Below are 18,508 nucleotides of genomic sequence, written 5' to 3'. Positions count from 1 at the left end.
TCTTCCGCGTGCGACCTCCCTCTCATCCGGCGCCGCGACCGCAACCTCTGCCCGTAGACTCCCTCCCGTGACATGCCGCGAGCCACGTAGGAAGATGGCTCGCGCGGTCGGCAAGGTGCGGTAATCAGGGAGGAAGCGTCGTCGTGAGCAGCAGGCCATCCCGAGGCGCTGCTCGCCTCGCAGCCATACTCGACGCGCTCCCGGATGCGCTGGTGCTGGTCAACACCAACGGGACCGTCGTCAACGCGAACACCATCGCCCTGGAGGCCTTCGAGGCCCCGGGCACCGCTCTCGTGGGGCGCGGACTGCTCGATCTGCTGCCCGAGTTCGACTCGCGGCTCATCCCCGGATCGATGCGCAGGCCCGACACCACGGACGAGCGCGGGCGCACCAAGCCGACCCGGATGATGGCCCGCCGCACCGACGGCAGCGAGTTCCCCGTCGAGGTCACCAGCGCCAATCTCGCCGACGGCCGCGACGCCGTCGACGGCAACAGCTCGTACGGGAGCGGGAGCTATGGCAGCGGCGCCTCCGAGCTCCTGATGCTCGTCGTGCGCGACCTGTCGGGGACCGTCGACACCGAGGCCGAACTCGCGCGTTCGCAGCGCCAGACCGAGATGATCCTGCGCGCCGCCGCCGAGGGCGTCGTCGGCACCGACACCGACGGCCGGATCGTGCTCGTCAACCCGGCCGCCGCGCAGATCCTCGGCTTCCGCGCCAGCGACCTGGGCGGGCAGGAACTCCACGCGCTCGTCCTCCACTCACGCGCCGACGGCGAGCCGTTCCCGTACGAGGAGTCCCCGCTCGCCGACACCCTGCGCTCCGGGCGCAAGCACCGGGTGCGCGGGCAGGTCCTGTGGTCGAAGAGCGGCGCGCAGGTGCCCGTCGACATGACGACGGCGCCCGTGCGTGACGGTGACCAACTGGTCGGCGCCGTGATGACGTTCACCGACCGGCGGCCCTACGACGAGCTCGTCGTGGCGCACGCGGAGGAGATCGACCGGCGCGACAAGGAGACGGAGCGCGCCGCCACGGAGCACGCGGAGACGCTCGCCCGCACCGTCGAGGAGCATGAGGCGCAGACCGCGCGTACCGAAGAGGAGCACGCGGCCGAGCTCGCCACGATCACCGAGCAGCACACCGAGGAACTCTCCGCCGAGAAGGACCGGATCGCCGCTCTCGCCGAGCGCGAGAAGGACCGTTACGAGGCGCTCGCGGCCCGGCACGAGCAGCTCCTCGCCGTCCTCGGCCAGTCGCTGCGCGGCCCCCTCGACGAATTGCGCGGCCAGCTCACCACCCTGGCCGCGGACGACGCGGGCCAGCTGTGGCCCGAGGCCAACCAGATCCTGCACCACCTCGCGGCCGGCTACAGCCGCATGACCACGCTCGTCGACAACGTGCTCGGCTATCAGCTCCTCGACTCCGGCGACGCGCAGCTGACCCGTACGAACGTGATGCTCGACGCGGTCGTCGCCGCAGGTGTCGACGGGGCGGTCGAGCTGATCGGGCCCGGGCGCGCGCAGTTCGCCGTGCACGCCCCTCCCATCGAGGCCGAGGTCGACGCGGCGCGCCTGGCCACCGCGCTCGCCCACCTCGTCGCGGACGTCGCAGGCATCGACGCCACCGGCAACGCGCGCGTGGGCGTCGTTCCCACGAGCGGCGTCGGCGGATACGTGGACTCGACGATCGTCGTGGCAGCGGCGCTGCGCGGCGAGAGCGTCCGTATCGAGGTACGCGGGCCCTACACGGGCGGCGACCCGGTGCACGAGCCCATCGTGCGCGGCATCGTGCGGGCGCACGGCGGTGTGCTCCAGACGCACGAGGTGCCCGGGATGAGCGGCAGCGCGTACGTACTCGAGGTGCCGATCGGGGGCGGGGCCGGGGCGGTTCCGGTTGCCGATCCGTCGGGTGTTGTCGAGGTGGCCGGTCCCGGTACGGCTGGTCCTGGTACGTCTGTTCCCGGTACGGCTGTCGAGATCGCTTCGTCGGCTGGTCCCGCCCGTACTGAGGTCGGTGCTGAGGTCGGCGCGGGGCTGCCCGAGCAGGCGTCGGGTACGCGCGGCGGGCGGCGGCGGGCACGGCGTGCTTCGGGCGCGTCGGTGGACTCGTTCCTGGAGAGCGGTGTCGCGGCGGCCGCGAGTGCGGTGCCGGGTGCCGACGAGGCCGGGCAAGGCGGCGGTGGCTCGGAGGCTGCCGCTCCGACCGGGCGGCGCAGGCGGCGGGCCGAGGAGTCCGCGGCGGCGGGTGCGCCCGGAAGTGCTCAGGGGCAACTGCCGGCGCAGGCCACGCAGACTCCGGCCGGCGGAACGCCTGCGGGTGACGCGGGGGCCGGGACCGGTACGGGGCGTCGGCGCGGGAGGCCCAACCCGGCTGAGGTCGCCGTTCCGGCGGGAGCCGATGCCGGTCCCGGTGCCGCCGAGGGTTCCGTGGTCACCGCTGCCGAACACGCGGCTGGATCCCCCGCCCTGGGCGAGACCGTGCCGCCGCAGGGTGTGCCGGTCGGAGCGTCCTCGGGCCGCCGGGCCCGGCGCAACTCCGAGCAGGCCGCGCTGCCTGCCGGTGGTTCGGGTGCATCGGGGACTTCGGGTGCATCGGGGGCTTCCGATGCACCCCAGGCCGGGCAGAACGTCCCCGCCGGGCGTCGCGCGCGCCGCGCTCTCGGCAGTGCCCCGGAGCGGGAGACCGAGCAGGCCGGCGCCGCGCGCACCGTATTCGCGCTGCCGCCCGCGGAGGCCGACCGGACGACGCCCGAGCCGGGCACCGCCACGGACGCCGACGCAGAGACGACTACGGGTACGGGTACGGGTGCTGACGGCGAGCGGCACGACACCGCGCAGCGTCACCCCTCCGACGACCACACTCCGCCGCAGCCCCACCCTGTCCAGACGGTTCCGGGCGCGCGCGCCGCGCTGCCGCCGGAGAACGGTGCCAGGCCCCGTGCCGCGCAGCCCCTCCCCGCCGAGGCCCCGTCTGCTGACCCCAACTCGACTCAGGGCCGCGCCATAAGCGTACGAACGCTGGGGCAGGGCGTTCCCTTCGGGCGTCAGATCGCCGAGCAGCAGCGCCCGCCGCGGCCGCAGCCGCTGGCCCCCGGAACGGCCCAGCCGCTGCCGACCCCGGCGCTCCCGAACCAGCAGGCGAACCCGCAGCCCAATGCGCAGGCGCCCGCACAGCCGAACCAGGCCGGCCCGGCGACGGGCAAGCAGCCCGGTCCGCAGGCGAAGCAGCCGTCCGGCGCGCAGGGCGGTCCGTCCGGCCCGAAGACCGGGCAGCAGCCCGTTCAGTCGCCCGGCGGCAACCCTTCGCTCCAGGTCCCGCTGCCCCCTCAGGTCCCGCAGCCCGCGGCGGCCCCGCAGGAGCAGACACAGCACACGCTCGGCGGCTCCGGCCGTCGCCGCAGGCTGTCCACCCGGCCGGACCCCGCCGGCACCCAGCCGGAGACCGCGGCCCGCCCGCACCCGCAGTCCCCGTCGCAGTCGTCGCCGGCGCAGCCGAAGGCTCAGCCCCAGACGCCGTCCGGCCAGTCCCAGCCCGGTCAGCCGCAGTCGCTGCTGTCGTCGTCATCGGAGGGCCGCGGACGTTCGTACGCGATCGGCGCCCCCGACCAGGACGCCGACGAGGGACCCGAGCCGCTGGACGGGCCCGGTGGCGCCGTCGAGGTGGCGATCCGGCCCCAGCCTCAGCCGATGGACGACGAACTGCCCCCGGAGCCGCTCGACAACCCGCGCCGTCTCCTGGTCTGGCCCGCGCCCGACGCGACCACGCAGCAGGCCCTGAGTGACCGCGGCTACCGCCCGGTGACCGTGCACTCCCGCGAGGAGGTCGACGCGCAGATCGCGGCCTTCCCCGCCGCGCTCTTCGTCGACCCGCTGACCGGACCGATCACGCGCACCGCCCTCCAGTCGCTGCGCCAGGCCGCCGTGGCCGCCGAAGTTCCCGTCCTGGTGACGGCCGGGCTCGGACAGGCGACGCGCGAGGCCGCGTACGGGGCCGATCCCGCCGTCCTGCTGAAGGCCCTCGCGCCGCGGGACAGCGAGCAGCACCCGTCGCGCGTCCTGCTCATCGAGGAGCGCGAGGAGATCGCGCTCGCGCTCACCGCGACGCTGGAACGGCGCGGAATGCAGGTCGCGCGGGCGAGTTCCGACGCGGACGCAGTGACGCTGGCCGCGCAGATGCGGCCGAACCTGGTGGTGATGGACCTGCTCCAGGTACGTCGCAGGCGCGCCGGAATCGTCGACTGGCTGCGCGCGAACGGCCAGTTGAACCGTACGCCCCTCGTCGTCTACACCGCCGCTGTCGAGGAGGCCGACCTGCCGCGCCTGGCCGCGGGCGAGACCGTCCTGTTCCTGGCGGAACGGTCGACGAGCGACGAGGTGCAGGGCCGGATCGTGGACCTGCTCGCGAAGATCGGTACCAACTGAGAAACGCGCAACTCGACGAAGGCGCAACTGACAAACCCACAACTGACAAACAGGGGCGGCCCGTTCGGGCCGCCCCTGTTTCACGTGAAACAGTCGCTGAGCTGTGGGCTCAGAGCCGTGTGATGTCCAGATCCCCGTCCGCGTACTGCTTGCGCAGCACCTTCTTGTCGAACTTGCCGACGCTCGTCTTCGGCACCGCCGTGATCACCGTCCAGCGCTCCGGGAGCTGCCACTTGGCGACCTTCTCGCCGAGGAACGCGCGCAGGATCCCGAAGTCGGCGCTCGCGCCCTCCTTCAGGACCACGGTGGCGAGCGGGCGCTCGCCCCACTTCTCGTCGGGGACGGCGACGACGGCCGCCTCGGCGACGTCCGGGTGGGACATCAGGGCGTTCTCGAGGTCGACGCTGCTGATCCACTCACCGCCGGACTTGATGACGTCCTTGGCGCGGTCGGTGAGGGTGAGGAAGCCGTCGGGGCTGATCGTGCCGACGTCGCCCGTCTTGAGCCAGCCGTCGTCGCTGAACTTGTCGGAGGGGCGCAGCGGTTCGCTGTCGGGGCCCGAGTAGTACGCGCCGGCGATCCACGGCCCCCGGACCTCCAGCTCACCGGCCGACTCGCCGTCCCAGGCCAGCAGTTCGCCGCCCGGACCCGAGAGGCGCGCCTCGACGCCGGCCGGGAACCGGCCCTGGGTCAGGCGGTACGCGAACTCCTCGTCGGTGCCGACCGCCGCGGCCGGCGGCCGGGCGACCGTGCCGAGGGGAGACGTCTCCGTCATGCCCCAGGCGTGGCAGACCCGCATGCCGAGCTCGTCGAAGGCCTTCATGAGTGAGGGTGGACAGGCCGAGCCGCCGATGGTGACCTGCCCGAGCGAACTCACCTCGCGGGGCTTCGCGGTGAGCTCCGCGAGCAGGCCCTGCCAGATGGTGGGGACGGCCGCCGCGTGCGTGGGGCGCTCGCTCTCGATCATCTCTGCGAGCGGCGCGGGCTGGAGGAAGCGGTCAGGCATCAGCATGTTCACGCCGGTCATGAACGTGGCGTGCGGCAGGCCCCACGCGTTCACATGGAACTGCGGCACCACGACGAGCGAGGTGTCCTCGTCGGTCAGGCCCATGGACTGCGTCATGTTGACCTGCATGGAGTGCAGGTAGATCGAACGGTGCGAGTAGACGACGCCCTTGGGGTCGCCGGTGGTGCCGGAGGTGTAGCAGAGCGCGGCGGCCTGGCGCTCGTCGAGCTGCGGCCAGTCGTACGTCACCGGCTTTCCGGCAATGAGCTCCTCGTACTCGTGGACCTGGGGGCGCGCTCCGTCGAGGAGCGAACGGTCGCCCGGCCCGGAGACGACGATGTGCTCGACACCCGTCAGGGACGGCAGGAGCGGCGCGAGCAGCGGCAGCAGGGAGCCGTTGACGATGATCACGCGGTCGGCGGCGTGGTTGACGATCCACACCAGCTGCTCTGCGGGGAGGCGCAGGTTCAGGGTGTGCAGTACGGCGCCCATGGAGGGGATCGCGAAGTAGGCCTCGACGTGGTCCGCGTTGTTCCACATCAGGGTCGCGACGCGGTCGTCGTCCACGATGCCGAGGTCGGCGCGCAGAGCGTGCGCGAGCTGGGCGCTGCGGTCGCCTATCTCGGCGAAGCTCCGGCGCTGCGGCCCGCTCTCACCGGTCCAGGTCGTCACCTGGGACGTGCCGTGGATCGTCGACCCATGGGTCAGGATCCTCGAGATCAGCAGTGGTACGTCCTGCATCGTGCTCAGCACGGCGTCCTCCCGGTGGGCGCTACGGCGCAGTAATGTTCCGCCGATTCTCACCGCATACCAGTCGGTATGTCACTAGCCCAGGGAATGATCGATCAGCGAGTAGTCCCGGTCAGCCCTTGGCCGGGCGCAGTTCCGGGTCCTCGCGGAGCTTGCCGAGGGCCCGCGAGACCGCGCTCTTGACCGTGCCGACGGACACCCCGAGCACCTCGGCCGTCTGCACCTCGCTCAGGTCCTCGTAGTACCGCAGGACGACCATCGCGCGCTGCCGGGCGGGCAGCTTCATGATCGCGCGCCACATCGCGTCGTGCAGGGCCTGGTGCTCGGCCGGATCGGCCGCCGCCACGGTCTCCGGCTCGGGCAGCTCGTCGCAGGCGAACTCGTCGACCTTCCGCTTACGCCACTGCGACGTACGCGTGTTCAGCAGGGCCCGGCGCACATAACCGTCGAGCGCCCGGTGGTCCTCGATGCGGTCCCACGCCACATACGTCTTGGTGAGCGCGGTCTGGAGCAGGTCCTCGGCGTCGCACGGGTTCGCGGTCAGCGACCGGGCGGTCCGCAGCAGTACGGGCTGCCGCGCCCGCACGTACGACGCGAACGACGGGTACGACTTGTGCGGCGCGTACGGCGTCGGATGGGCGGCCGGCGCGTACGGCACCGGGTGGGAAGAGTGAGGCGTCATCGCGGCTCGCGGCGCGCTGCGCGTCGCGGCATCCGATGCACTGGAGCAGACAGGCGCCATGGTTGCGGTCATGGCTCCACGCTAGGAGCGCCCCCTACCCTCGCGGATCGGCCGCAGGTCCCGAAGCGGTGTCCGCCTCAGGTTGTAGGAGTGGTGGTATCCCCACCTCCTGAAGGTGGAGGACGCGGTACGCACCCCTGAGGGTTCATCCCTGAGAGCCATTCCATGGGCTTCCTTCCACTCTGTCGCTCCCGCGGACCGGGGCGGCTCATCGGATGCGGGCCACCGGCGCGTGCACCAGATTCCGGTCGATGACGAGGGTCCGCCCGCCGTGCCGCTCCTTCACGTTCCCCGCGTACTGGTGGATCCTGCGCCGCGAACTCCAGGCGGACCCCCGCAGCACGGGCTCCTGGGCCAGCCGGGGCCGCGTGTGCCAGCGCGCGAACCAGATCACCGACGGCAGATCCCGCGCCCCCGCCCGCGCCGCGGCCCGCATGTGCCGCACTCCGGAGTCGGCACTGCTGTAGAACCCGGGCACGTACCCCTTCCGGCGCACCTGCCGGTCCCAGCCCCGCACAAAGGTGAGCGTCGTGCGGGCGCACTTCTTCTGCCGGTACTTGTATGCCTCCATGTCGAGATAGAGCGGGCTGCCCGGCCGGATGCCTACGGCCGTCGCCCTGCGTACGGCGTCCCGCCCCTCCCGCACGCCCTGGCGCCAGGCGTGACGGCCGATGCGATAGGGCTTCTTGGAGGCCGCGACGACACACGGCGACTGCGAACCGACGTACACCGGCAGCACCCGCCACCCCAGCCGCTGCACCCCCTTCATCCAACGGTGCCCGAGCCGGGGCTGATGAGGACAGGCCCGCCCACGGCCCCCGTAGTACACGCCCACCGCCCCGTACTTCGACGACTGCCAGCGCCGCATGGTGTCGAGCGACGGCGCCATGCAGGTGTCGAACGCCGGCCCGTGAAACATCCGCGGATTGGAGAGGGCGGGGAGCAGGGGTTCGGAGGAGGGACCGCCGGCGGCGCCCGGTGCCCCAGGGTCCCGGGCCGGGCCTGTGGCTGGGCCGTCGAGTGCGGAGTCTCCGAGTACGAAGCCGGGGATGGTGGCGAGGTCGGGCAGGGAGAGGCTGGCCAGGGGGTCGAGGTTGGCCAGGGGGTTGAGGTTGGCCAGGGGGTCTGGGTTGGCCAGGGGGTCGGGGTTGGGGTCGTGCGTCGGAGACGGCTGGGGGAGGCCGGGTTCGGCCCGCGCCGACGCGGGGAGGGCTGTCAGCGCCATCAGGAGCAGCGCTAGACCCACGACCAGCTTCCGGCGGTGCCTACGGCGAGTGCGGTGCATAGGGCGAGTGAAGGGGCCGGGGTGCGGACCGGACCCGGGACACACCCCGCGTTCAGCCGTCCGCTCCCAGAATCAGACCCGATGTGGGGACGCCGGTCCCCGCAGTCACCAGCGCCGTGGCGGCGCCGGCTATCTGGTTCACCGCCGTGCCCCGCACCTGTCTGACCGCCTCCGCTATGCCGTTCATCCCGTGCAGGTACGCCTCGCCGAGCTGCCCGCCGTGCGTGTTTAGCGGGAGCCGACGCTCCGCCACGAAGTCCGCCGCCTCACCCGGTCCGCAGAACCCGAATTCCTCCAGCTGCATCAGCACGAACGGCGTGAAGTGGTCGTAGAGGATCCCCACGTCGATCTCGCCCGGCGCCAGCCCTGCCGACCGCCACAACTGCCGTGCCACGACCCCCATTTCGGGCAGGCCCGTCATGTCGTCCCGGTAGAAGCTCGTCATCTGCTCCTGGCCGCGCCCCGCCCCCTGGGCCGCCGCCGTGATCACGGCGGGACGGTGCGGGAGATCGCGGGCCCGCTCGACGCTGGTGACGACGATCGCCTGCCCGCCGTCGGTCTCCTGACAGCAGTCGAGCAGCCGCAACGGCTCCACGATCCACCGCGACGCCGCATGGTCCTCCAGCGTGATCGGCTTCCCATGGAAGTACGCCGCCGGATTGGTGGCCGCGTACGCGCGGTCCATGACGGCGACATGACCGAACGCCTCCGGGCCCAGGCCGTACGCGTGGAGGTAGCGCTGAGCCGCCATCGCCACCCACGACGCGGGCGTGAGCAGTCCGAACGGCAGTGCCCAGCCGAGCGCCGCCCCCTCCGCCGACGGCTCCCGATGCTGCACCCCGGAGCCGAACCTCCTGCCTGAGCGCTCATTGAACGCCCGGTAGCAGACGACCACTTCGGCCACCCCGGTCGCCACGGCGAGCGCGGCCTGCTGAACGGTGGCGCAGGCCGCACCGCCGCCGTAGTGGACCCGGGAGAAGAACGAGAGGTCCCCTATCCCGGCCGCCTGCGCGACGGTGATCTCCGGACTGGTGTCCATGGTGAACGTGACCATGCCGTCGACGTCGGCGGGGGAGAGCCCGGCGTCGTCGAGCGCCGCGCCCACCGCTTCCACCGCGAGCTTCAGCTCACTGCGCCCGGAGTCCTTGGAGAACTCGGTCGCCCCGATCCCGACGATCGCCGCCCGCCCGCCAAGACTGTCCTTCGCCCGCACACTCATGCCGGCCTCCCCGACACCGAGGGACGGGACGGCGTACTCGTGGGGTTCACAGGGCTCGCGAGACTCGGGAGCGTGACCGTCACCGTCCCGGTGACGTGCGTGCCCAGCCCGTTGGCCCCGGCGATCCGCACCACCACCGTGGCACCCCGGCCGGCGGACTCGCCCCCGCTCCCGTCCCCGTCTTCGGCCTCGGCCTCGGCCTCGATAACCGTTCCCGTCAACACCATCGTGTCCCCTGGGTAGTTGGGTGCCCCCAGCCGTATGGCGACCTTGCGCAGAACCGCGGTGGGACCGAAGTGATCGGTGATGTAACGGCCGACGAGTCCGTTCGTCGTCAGGATGTTCATGAAGATGTCGGGGGAGCCCTTCTCCTTGGCGAGCTCCGCGTCGTGGTGCACGTCCTGGTAGTCACGGGACGCGATGGCCCCGGAGACGATCAGCGTCCGGGTGACCGGGATCTCCAACGGCGCCAGCTTCGCGCCGACCCCGGCCCCGATCCCTGTCGAGGCATCCACCATCACCACTTCCCCCTCCTCCCGATCCCTTGCCGCCCGATCCATTCCCTCCGCCTTCACTTCCGCGCTGCCCACGTCGCCCCCGCCCTCTCGGTACCGCTCCCCTCGCCACAGGCGATCAAGTCGCCCAGCTCCGCGAGCAGTTCACCCCCGCATCCCAGATACGCGTCGAGCTGTCTGCCCCACAGGAAATGCCGGTGCACGGGATGCTCCAGGTCGGCGCCCATGCCGCCGTGCAGATGCTGTCCGGCGTGCACGACCCGTCTGCCCGCTTCCGACGCCCACCAGGCCGCGGTCAGCGCATGGCCCGCGCACGGCAGCCCCTCGTCCCGTCGCCATGCCGCCTCGTACGCGGTGACGCGGATGGCCTCCGTATCCAAATAGGCGTCGGCCGCCCGGAGTTGAACCCCCTGCTTCGCGGCGAGCGGTCTGCCGAACTGCTCCCGCTCGTTCGTGTACTCCACGGCACGCGCCAGCGACCCCGCGCAGACCCCGGCCTGAAGCCCCGCGAACGCGGTCCGCGCCATCGCCAGGACGTCGTCGTACGCACCGGGCCCGCCGACCCTCTCCGCCGGCGCCCCGTCGAGAACCAGCCGGCCCACCGACCAGGGCGCGGTGAGCTCGACCGCGTCGCAGCCGGCATCGGCCGTACGCACTCTCCACAGGCCTCGGTCGGCCGTCGCCACCAGAACCCAGGACGCGTCCCGGAGCCACGGAACCCAGGGCACCACCCCCGTGAGCCGCCCCGTGCCCCCGCCCGTCCCCGTCTCCCCGGCCTCCGCTCTGTCGACCCGCACCCCGGCCTGCGCGGGTAACGCCCCCGTGGCCACCTCCGTCCCGTCCCGCAGCCCCGGCAGCAGCCGGTTCCGCTGCTCGGAGGTGCCATGCCTCGCCACCGCGAGCAGCCCGTACGCGCAACTGGCGGCGAACGGCACCTGTGCCGTCGTCCGGCCCTGCTCCTCCAGCATCAGCACGAGCCCGAGCAGCCCGGTCTCCTCCACCGCCCCAGGCAGCCCCGCCGAGCCGAGAGCCTTCCACAGCTCGGGGTCCGTTCCCGTGCCGGCCGCCGCGAGGCGCTCGGGGGTCGACAGGTCACCGAAGATCCGCGCGGCCAGGTCGGCTGCGGCCACCTGGTCCTGCGTAGGTGTGAAGTCCACGTCAGCCCTCCCGTCCCGTAGCAATCCCCGAAGCAACCCCCACTGCAGCACCGTCACCGGCCCGGAAGACCGGCAGCTCCAACTCCTTGTCCACCCGCAGGAATTCGAGCCGAACCGGCATCCCTATTCGGACCTTGTCGTACGGCACCCCCACCACGTTGCTGATGATCCGGACGCCTTCGGCCAGCTCGATCAGGCCCACCGCGTACGGCGGGTCGAAGGCGGGGAAGGACGGGTGGTGCATCACCACGTACGAGAAGACGGTCCCCTCGCCGCTCGCCTCGACCGTGCTCCAGTCCTGCGAGGCGCACGCGCCGCACCCCGGCAGCCAGGGGAAGCGCAGCGTCCCGCATGCCTCGCAGCGCTGGATGAGGAGGCTGTGCTCGCGGACCCCTTCCCAGAACCCGGCGTTGTCCCGGTTCACCACCGGACGGGGCCGCCGGGCCTGCTGCTCCCGTGCCGGCCCCACCGCCCGCCCTGCCCGCGCCGCCGGGGCGTACTTGAGGATCCGGAAGCGATGCGTCCCTGCGAGCTCGCCATCAGCCCTGACATCCATGCGCGTCGTGACGAAGTGCCCCGTGCCCAGCTTCGTCGTCTTGCGCTCGGACACCGACTCGATCACCGCATCGAAGGTGATCGCGTCACCGGGCCGCAGCGGACGCAGATACTCCTGCTCGCAGTCGGTGGCGACGACCGAGGTGTACCCCGCGCCGTCCAGCAGGGCGAACAGCTCGTCGTAGGCGCCGCTGCGCCCCTGGTGCCCGGAGAGCCCACCCATCGTCCAGGCCTGGAGCATGGTCGGCGGCGCTATGGCGTCGGGCCCCTCGTACGCGGGATTGGCGTCGCCCATCGCCTCGCACCAGTGCCTGATCATCGGCTCGTTGACCCGGTCCCTGCCCACCCCCGCGGTGGCCGCGGGCAGCCCTTCGAAGGCCTTCAGCGCCTCGTACGTCATGTCGCCGGTCACCGCCGCCCCCTCCTCATCCCGAGCCGCATCGTCGCGACGATCTCCCGCTGCACCTCGCTCACGCCGCCCCCGAACGTGTTGATCTGCGCCGCCCTGTTCATCCGCTCCAGCTCCCCCTCCGCCGTCCCACCCCAAGCACCACCGCCCGACCCGCCACCACCGGACCCACCACCCGCGCCACCACCAGCCCCACCCCCGAACGCTCCCGGCGACCCGGCTCGAACCAGCGCCGCGTCTCCCGCGATCTCCTGACACATTCGGTACACCTCGACCGCCGATTCGGTTCCCATGACTTTCACGCCGCTCGCGTCGCCCGGCGCGAGGCGCCCCGCCCCGACATCCCCCACCAAACGCCAGTTGAGCAGGCGCGTTGCCGCCAGACGGGCATGCACCTCGGCCAGCCGCGACCGCACCCACGGCAGGTCGATCCGGCGTTCCCCCGTCACCGGATCGGGTGAACGAACCGCTTCGAGCACCGCCGCGTAGAAGTCCTCCGCCTGCATCCCGATCGCGGCGAGCGCGACCCGCTCATGGTTGAGCTGATTGGTGATGAGACCCCAGCCGCCGTTCTCGTCCCCGACGAGATTCGAGGCGGGGACGCGGATCCCGTCGTAGTACGTGGCGGTGGTGGTCAGCCCGCCGACGGTCTCGATGGGCGTCCAGCTGAAGCCGGCGGCGTCCGTCGGCACGAGAATGATCGAGATGCCCTGGTGCTTGGCGGCTTCGGGGTCCGTGCGGCAGGCCAGCCAGATCCAGTCGGCGTTCTGCGCGTTCGACGTGAAGACCTTCTGCCCGTCGATGATCCAGTCGTCGCCGTCGCGGACGGCCCGCGTCCGCAGCGAGGCCAGGTCGGTCCCCGCCGACGGCTCGCTGTACCCGATCGCGAAGACCAGCTCGCCCTTGAGAATCCGCGGCAGGAAGTACGCCTTCTGTGCCTCGGTCCCGTACTTGATCAGGGTCGGCCCGACGGTGTTCAGGGTCACCATGGAGACAGGCGCGCCCGCGCGATACGCCTCGTCGAAGAAGACGAACTGCTCGTCGGGCCCCCGGCCTTGGCCTCCGTACTCGACGGGCCAGCCGAGCCCGAGGAGGCCGTCGGCGCCGATGCGGCGCAGCAGGCGCCGCTGGGCCGTTCGATCGTCGTGGGCCGGCGGCCCTTCCGGCATCAGTTCCCGGAAGTAGGCGCGCAGTTCGGCGCGGAGTTCATGCTGGCGCGCGGTGGGGGCGAGGTGCACGGCGGCGGCCCTCCCGGACCTCGTACGAACAAGGGTCTCTGACCGTCTGTTTCTGACTGACCGTCAGATTCGGTACGACTGTCCGCCAGGTTCGGTACGGGTGTCAAGGGATCAGCACGCGCGCGTGAAGGGCTGGCGGGTGCGCGAAAACGCCTGTGCGGCGATGCCGAAGCACCGCCGCACAGATGTCACGCACCCCTGGCAATGGCCCCCGCCGACAGGAGCCTGCGGGTCACCAGAGCTCGGTGAAGTTCACCGCGATGTTCTCGTTCGACTGGTCGATGGCCGTGAACGCGGAGCCGTTCACCTGGGCCGTGTTGTTCTGGTTCGAGGCGCCGGAGCCCACCGCCTGCTGCTGCGTGGTGGACGAGTTGCCGTGGTTGTTGCCACCGACACCACTGCCGCTCACGGTCGCCACACCCGCGTTCGATCCGTTGTCCGCGAAGGACCCGTTGTCGGCCATCGCCACTCCCGAGAAGAGGGCTGCCGCGAGGGGCAGGGCGGCGACGGCGGCGAGGGCGCGGGCGGTACGGATGTGTGCCATGTCAATTCCTCCAGGAACCGGTAACTACTGGTTGCTCCAAGGCAGTTGGCCGACCGCCTCGGTCGTTGCTCACGACGTCGCGAGATCAGAATTGCCCACCGAATCCCCGGCGAACCAGGGCGGAAGGCCGTATTCCCTCGCAAGCGTGAGGACATGTCGATAAACCTGCTTCACACTCTTAAAGCCCCAGCTCAGCCCGGATTGCGTCCGACTGGCGCAGGACGGGTCAGCCACCGCAGGGGCTGAAGCGTTTCGGCACATTTTTGGTAAATACGCTCCACCCGGGCGAGCCCCCTTCCTTTACTCGAACATTCGTACGAACATGGATGCATGGCCACCACCGACCGGCATGCCGTACCCCTTGCGACCCTGGCCCTCGCCCACGCCCTCTCCGCCGCCGAGCGTGGACTGGCCGTGATCCCGCTCTCCCGCACGAAGCTCCCCGCCCTGCGCTCCCCGCACCGCGACGAACCCGACCCGGCCCCGTGCCACGGCGAATGCGGCCGCCCCGGCCACGGCGTGTACGACGCCACGACCGACCCGGGCCGCATCCGTGACCTCTTCGCGGCGGCGCCCCGCGCCACCGGCTACGGCATCGCGTGCGGACTGCCCCCGCACCACCTCATCGGCGTGGACCTCGACACCAAGTCCGGTACGGACTCCTCGGCCGCACTGCGCGAACTGGCGCTGCGCCACCTCTTCACGATCCCGGACACCGTCGTCGTGGCCACCCCCAGCGGCGGCCGTCATGTGTGGCTCTCCGGACCGCCGGACATCGTGGTCCCCAACTCGGCGGGACGCCTCGCACCGGGCATCGACATCCGCGGCGCGGGCGGCTACCTCGTGGGCCCCGGATCGCGCACGGCCCAGGGCGTCTACAGCGCGGTCCCCGGCACCGCGCACCTGCCTGTCGCGCCCTGCCCGCCGGCACTCCTGCGCCTGCTCACGCCCCCTCCACGCGTGCACCACCCGTCACCGGCACATGCGGGCCAACACGGCCAGGGCCTGGTCCAGTTCGTGCTCGCGGCGCATGAGGGACAGCGCAACACCCGCCTGTTCTGGGCCGCTTGCCGCGCCTACGAGAGCGACCTCGGCGACAGCCTCACGAACGCCCTCGTGGAAGCCGCGACCCGCACCGGCCTGACGGAACGCGAGGCCCGCTCCACGATCGCCTCAGCGGCCCGCCTGACCCAGCGCAACGACGCGGAGGCGTAGGACGCGACGTCCGGGAGGGCAAGCCCTCCCCGCACCCGGGCGAACCCGCCTCCCCAGGACACGCGTAAGGGGCGCCCGCCATAGCGAACGCCCCTTACGAACACCTACCTACCGGCGGTGGGTGTGGGATTTGAACCCACGGTGACTCGCGCCACGACGGTTTTCAAGACCGTTCCCTTAGGCCGCTCGGGCAACCCACCCTCGCCCCGCCGACGAGCGGCGGAGCGAGGACCAGGGTAGCGGGTTCGGCCGGGAGTTCGGTCAGCTGTCGCCCTTGCGCTCACCGAGGACTACGTCGACGGTGTGCTCCGCGCCGCCGCGCTTGTACGTGATCTTGACCGTGTCGCCCGGCTTGTGCGTCCAGATCTGGCCGATCAGGGTCGGACCGCTGTCGATCACCGTGTCGTCGAGCTTGGTGATGACATCGCCGGGCTTCAGGCCGGCCTTGTCCGCCGGGCCGTTCGCCGTGACCGCGGACGAACCGCCCGCGCCCTGCTCGGTGATCTTCGCGCCGTCACCCTGCTCGTCCAGCGCGACCGAGGCGCCGATCACCGGATAGACCGGCTGGCCGGTCTTGATGAGCTGCTTGGCGACATTCTTCGCCTGGTTGATCGGGATGGCGAAGCCGAGGCCGACGGAGCCCGACTGGCCGGAGCCCGCGATGCCGCCGCTGCTCGCCGGCTGGATCGCCGAGTTGATGCCGATGACCGCGCCCCGCGCGTCGAGCAGCGGGCCACCCGAGTTGCCCGGGTTGATCGAGGCATCGGTCTGCAGCGCGTTCATGTACGACGCCTTGCTGCTGCCCGAGCTGTCACTGGACGCCACCGGGCGGTTCTTCGCCGACACGATGCCCGTGGTCACCGTGTTCGACAGGCCGAAGGGCGCGCCGATCGCGATGGTCGCGTCACCGACGGCGACCTTGTCCGAGTCGGCGAGCACCAGCGGCTTCAGGTTCGACGGGGCGTTCTTCAGCTTGATGACCGCGACGTCGTAGCCCTGGGCGCGGCCGACCACCTCGGCGTCGTACTTCTTGCCGTTCGAGAACGTGGCCGAAAGCTTTCCTCCGTCGGCGGCGGAGGCCACCACGTGGTTGTTGGTGAGTATGTGGCCCTGCGTGTCGTAGACGAAGCCGCTGCCGGTGCCGCCCTCGCCGTCGCTGCCCTCGGCCTCGATGGTGACCGTGCTCGGCAGCGCGTTCGCCGCCATGCCGGCGACCGAGGACGCGTCACGCTTGAAGTCGGCCGGGTTGTCCGAGGCGGAGACCGTCGTCGAGCCCGAACCACTGTCGTCGTTGCGCTCGGCCGCCCAGTAGCCGATGCCGCCACCGACACCGCCCGCGATCAGGGCCGCCGCGACCACCGCGGCCAGCAGCCCGCCGCGCCGGAGGCCCGGCTTGGGCGCCGGAGGCTGGTAGGAGGCGCCCCAGGAGTGCCCACCGCCGCCGTCCGCGTACGAGGGAACGGAGAGCGGTGGAGGCGGCCAGCCACCCGAGGCCGCGTTCGCGGCCTCGTGCTGCCCGCCGGGTCCCGGTGCAGCCCCCGAGGCCGCGCCGGGACCCTCGTGTGCCCCAGGCGCCGCGCCCTCGACCGGCGGCATCGCCGCGGTGGGTGCGTCGGCAGGCTCCGGAGGCGGTGCGGAACCGGCGGGGGCGGGTGCGGGAGTAGCGGGAGATTCCACCGGCACGGGAGGTGCGGACGGGGCTGGGGGTACCGAAGTGCCCTCGTTCTCGGTGCTCACAGCTCTTCTCCTCGATCCACGGCTGTACCAGCTGATTCCATCGGCATTGCTGTTTGTATGCGGACAGCTTTTCCCACGGGACGTCAGGGCACCATAAGGCGTTCCTGTGTGTCCGGTGCCATCCTTTACGCCGGGCGAAACGGACGCATCCGCTGGGCGGCCCAGCGCCACGCAATGGGACCATGACGCGGTGACCCTCGCACGACAGCAGCAGATCCAGGTCGTCGCCCACCGCGGAGCCTCCGACGAGGCCCCCGAGCACACGCTGGCCGCGTACAGAAGGGCCATCGAGGACGGTGCCGACGCCCTCGAATGCGATGTACGGCTCACCGCGGACGGCCATCTCGTCTGTGTGCACGACCGCCGCGTCAACCGTACGTCGAACGGACGCGGAGCGGTGTCGGCCCTGGAACTGGCGGATCTCGCCGCGCTCGACTTCGGCTCCTGGAAGAACAGCGAGGCCGGCCGCACCAGCACGGAGGGCCCCGACTGGGAGGACACCTCCGTCCTGACCCTGGAGCGGCTCCTGGAACTGGTCGCCGACGCGGGCCGCCGCGTGGAGCTCGCCATCGAGACCAAGCACCCCACCCGCTGGGCCGGCCAGGTCGAGGAACGCCTCCTGATGCTCCTCAAACGGTTCGGCCTGGACGCCCCTACCGGAGCGCCGGACGCACCGTCCCCGGTGCGCGTCATGAGCTTCTCGGCCCGCTCCCTGCACCGCATCCAGGCCGCGTCCCCCCACCTGCCGACGGTCTACCTGATGCAGTTCGTCTCGCCCCGCCACCGCGACGGCCGCCTCCCCAGGGGAGTGCCGATCGCAGGCCCGGGCATCCGGATCGTGCGCAGCCACCCCGGGTACGTGGAGAAGCTCAAGCGGGCGGGCCACCAGGTGCACGTGTGGACGGTCAACGAGCCGGAGGACGTCGACCTGTGCGTCGGCCTCGGCGTCGACGCGATCATCACGAACCGGCCCCGCGCGGTTCTGCGCCAGCTCGGGAGGGGCTAAATCCGGCCATCGCCTCACAGGGAGTGCTCCGGCGCGTTCGCTCCGTATTCGATCGTTACGAGTGCGTCACTGAGCGTGGATTGGCCGGTTTCCGGTCCAGTCCATTGGGGCATTCACACCGTGGCGTGGGGCAAAGGAGGTCTCGGGGGTGGCGTTGGTGGTGGCACAGGAGGTGCCCACGTCGTCGAGCATGGCCGTACCCCATGGCCCTGCGGGCGTGGGCGAAGCAAGACACCGGATGCGTGATCAGCTGCGCGTCGGCGGGGTCTCGGAAGCGGTCATCGACGATGCCGTACTGATCCTGTCGGAACTGTTGAGCAACGCCTGTCGGCACGGCAGGCCGCTGGGCGACGACATGGCCGGGGACGGCGACGTCCGGGCCGCTTGGAGGGTCGATGTGCGGGGCTGTCTCACCGTCGAGGTGACGGACGGTGGTGGTCCGACCCGCCCGGTTCCGGCCACACCCTCGGTCACCGCGCGCGGCGGCCGCGGGCTCAACATCATCTCGGCGCTCGCCGACGACTGGGGCGTACGTGACGACGCCTCCGGTGAAGTCACCGTCTGGGTGGTCGTGCACAAGGATGTGCGCTCCGAAGCCGAAACACAGGGGCAGGGCAACTTCGCTACGCGCGTGGCGAGCCGCGCGCCCGCGGGCATGTCCGACCTCGATTTCGCGGACGCCTTCGAGGACTTGGGCTGAAACCCGCTC

General features: G+C 71.6%; 14 protein-coding genes and 1 tRNA gene. 4 read left to right on the top strand and 11 right to left on the bottom strand.

All coding sequences use genetic code 11. From position 1 onward, the window contains the following. Positions 1-143: 143 nt before the first annotated feature. Complete coding sequence (locus OHA58_RS18270) at positions 144-4,421, top strand: PAS domain-containing protein (RefSeq protein WP_405479955.1); 4,278 nt, start codon at positions 144-146, stop codon at positions 4,419-4,421. A gap of 109 nt (positions 4,422-4,530) precedes the next feature. On the opposite strand, the gene OHA58_RS18265 is transcribed toward OHA58_RS18270, so the two are convergent. From OHA58_RS18265 to OHA58_RS18225, 9 genes are all read right to left on the bottom strand, one after another. Next, positions 4,531-6,180, bottom strand: a complete 1,650-nt coding sequence (locus OHA58_RS18265) for a long-chain fatty acid--CoA ligase (protein ID WP_405479953.1) — start codon at positions 6,178-6,180, stop codon at positions 4,531-4,533. A 109-nt stretch (positions 6,181-6,289) separates the two neighbouring features. Beyond that, positions 6,290-6,931: a SigE family RNA polymerase sigma factor gene (locus tag OHA58_RS18260; RefSeq protein ID WP_405479951.1), complete on the bottom strand. Its 642-nt coding sequence runs from the start codon at positions 6,929-6,931 to the stop codon at positions 6,290-6,292. Positions 6,932-7,127: 196 nt separating this feature from the next. Further along, a complete protein-coding gene (locus OHA58_RS18255; RefSeq protein WP_405479949.1) occupies positions 7,128-8,144 on the bottom strand; it encodes a glycoside hydrolase domain-containing protein in 1,017 nt (338 codons plus the stop codon). A 112-nt stretch (positions 8,145-8,256) separates the two neighbouring features. After that, on the bottom strand, positions 8,257-9,423 hold the full coding sequence (locus OHA58_RS18250) for a lipid-transfer protein (RefSeq protein WP_405479947.1): 1,167 nt from the start codon (positions 9,421-9,423) through the stop codon (positions 8,257-8,259). Continuing rightward, positions 9,420-9,941: a MaoC/PaaZ C-terminal domain-containing protein gene (locus OHA58_RS18245; protein WP_405485031.1), complete on the bottom strand. Its 522-nt coding sequence runs from the start codon at positions 9,939-9,941 to the stop codon at positions 9,420-9,422. The genes OHA58_RS18250 and OHA58_RS18245 overlap by 4 nt, the downstream gene beginning before the upstream one ends. A 53-nt stretch (positions 9,942-9,994) precedes the next feature. Then, on the bottom strand, positions 9,995-11,095 hold the full coding sequence (locus tag OHA58_RS18240) for an acyl-CoA dehydrogenase family protein (RefSeq protein WP_405479945.1): 1,101 nt from the start codon (positions 11,093-11,095) through the stop codon (positions 9,995-9,997). 1 nt (position 11,096) lies between these two features. Continuing rightward, positions 11,097-12,050: a bifunctional MaoC family dehydratase N-terminal/OB-fold nucleic acid binding domain-containing protein gene (locus OHA58_RS18235; protein WP_405485029.1), complete on the bottom strand. Its 954-nt coding sequence runs from the start codon at positions 12,048-12,050 to the stop codon at positions 11,097-11,099. A gap of 8 nt (positions 12,051-12,058) precedes the next feature. Further along, a complete protein-coding gene (locus tag OHA58_RS18230) occupies positions 12,059-13,297 on the bottom strand; it encodes an acyl-CoA dehydrogenase family protein (RefSeq protein WP_405479943.1) in 1,239 nt (412 codons plus the stop codon). Between the two features lie 232 nt (positions 13,298-13,529). Continuing rightward, positions 13,530-13,841: a hypothetical protein gene (locus tag OHA58_RS18225; protein WP_405479941.1), complete on the bottom strand. Its 312-nt coding sequence runs from the start codon at positions 13,839-13,841 to the stop codon at positions 13,530-13,532. Positions 13,842-14,171: 330 nt separating this feature from the next. On the opposite strand from OHA58_RS18225, the gene OHA58_RS18220 reads away from it, so the two are divergent. After that, the gene (locus tag OHA58_RS18220; RefSeq protein ID WP_405479939.1) at positions 14,172-15,056 is read left to right on the top strand and encodes a bifunctional DNA primase/polymerase; all 885 of its coding nucleotides are present in this window, start codon (positions 14,172-14,174) and stop codon (positions 15,054-15,056) included. A 115-nt stretch (positions 15,057-15,171) separates the two neighbouring features. Here OHA58_RS18220 and OHA58_RS18215 read toward each other — a convergent pair. Both OHA58_RS18215 and OHA58_RS18210 read right to left on the bottom strand, forming a co-directional pair. Next, a tRNA-Ser gene (locus tag OHA58_RS18215) sits at positions 15,172-15,256 on the bottom strand. Between the two features lie 61 nt (positions 15,257-15,317). Further along, entirely contained in the window at positions 15,318-16,793 is a 1,476-nt protein-coding gene (locus OHA58_RS18210; RefSeq protein ID WP_405479937.1) for a S1C family serine protease, read from the bottom strand. Between the two features lie 190 nt (positions 16,794-16,983). On the opposite strand from OHA58_RS18210, the gene OHA58_RS18205 reads away from it, so the two are divergent. After that, positions 16,984-17,799, top strand: a complete 816-nt coding sequence (locus OHA58_RS18205; RefSeq protein ID WP_405479935.1) for a glycerophosphodiester phosphodiesterase — start codon at positions 16,984-16,986, stop codon at positions 17,797-17,799. Positions 17,800-17,878: 79 nt separating this feature from the next. Beyond that, the gene (locus tag OHA58_RS18200; protein ID WP_405485027.1) at positions 17,879-18,499 is read left to right on the top strand and encodes an ATP-binding protein; all 621 of its coding nucleotides are present in this window, start codon (positions 17,879-17,881) and stop codon (positions 18,497-18,499) included. Positions 18,500-18,508: the final 9 nt, after the last annotated feature.

Source organism: Streptomyces sp. NBC_00009 (assembly GCF_045040855.1).
GTDB classification, from domain to species: Bacteria; Actinomycetota; Actinomycetes; order Streptomycetales; family Streptomycetaceae; genus Streptomyces; species Streptomyces aureus.
Note: the sequence above shows the minus strand (reverse complement) of the source record. Positions and strands in the feature narration are given on the sequence as shown.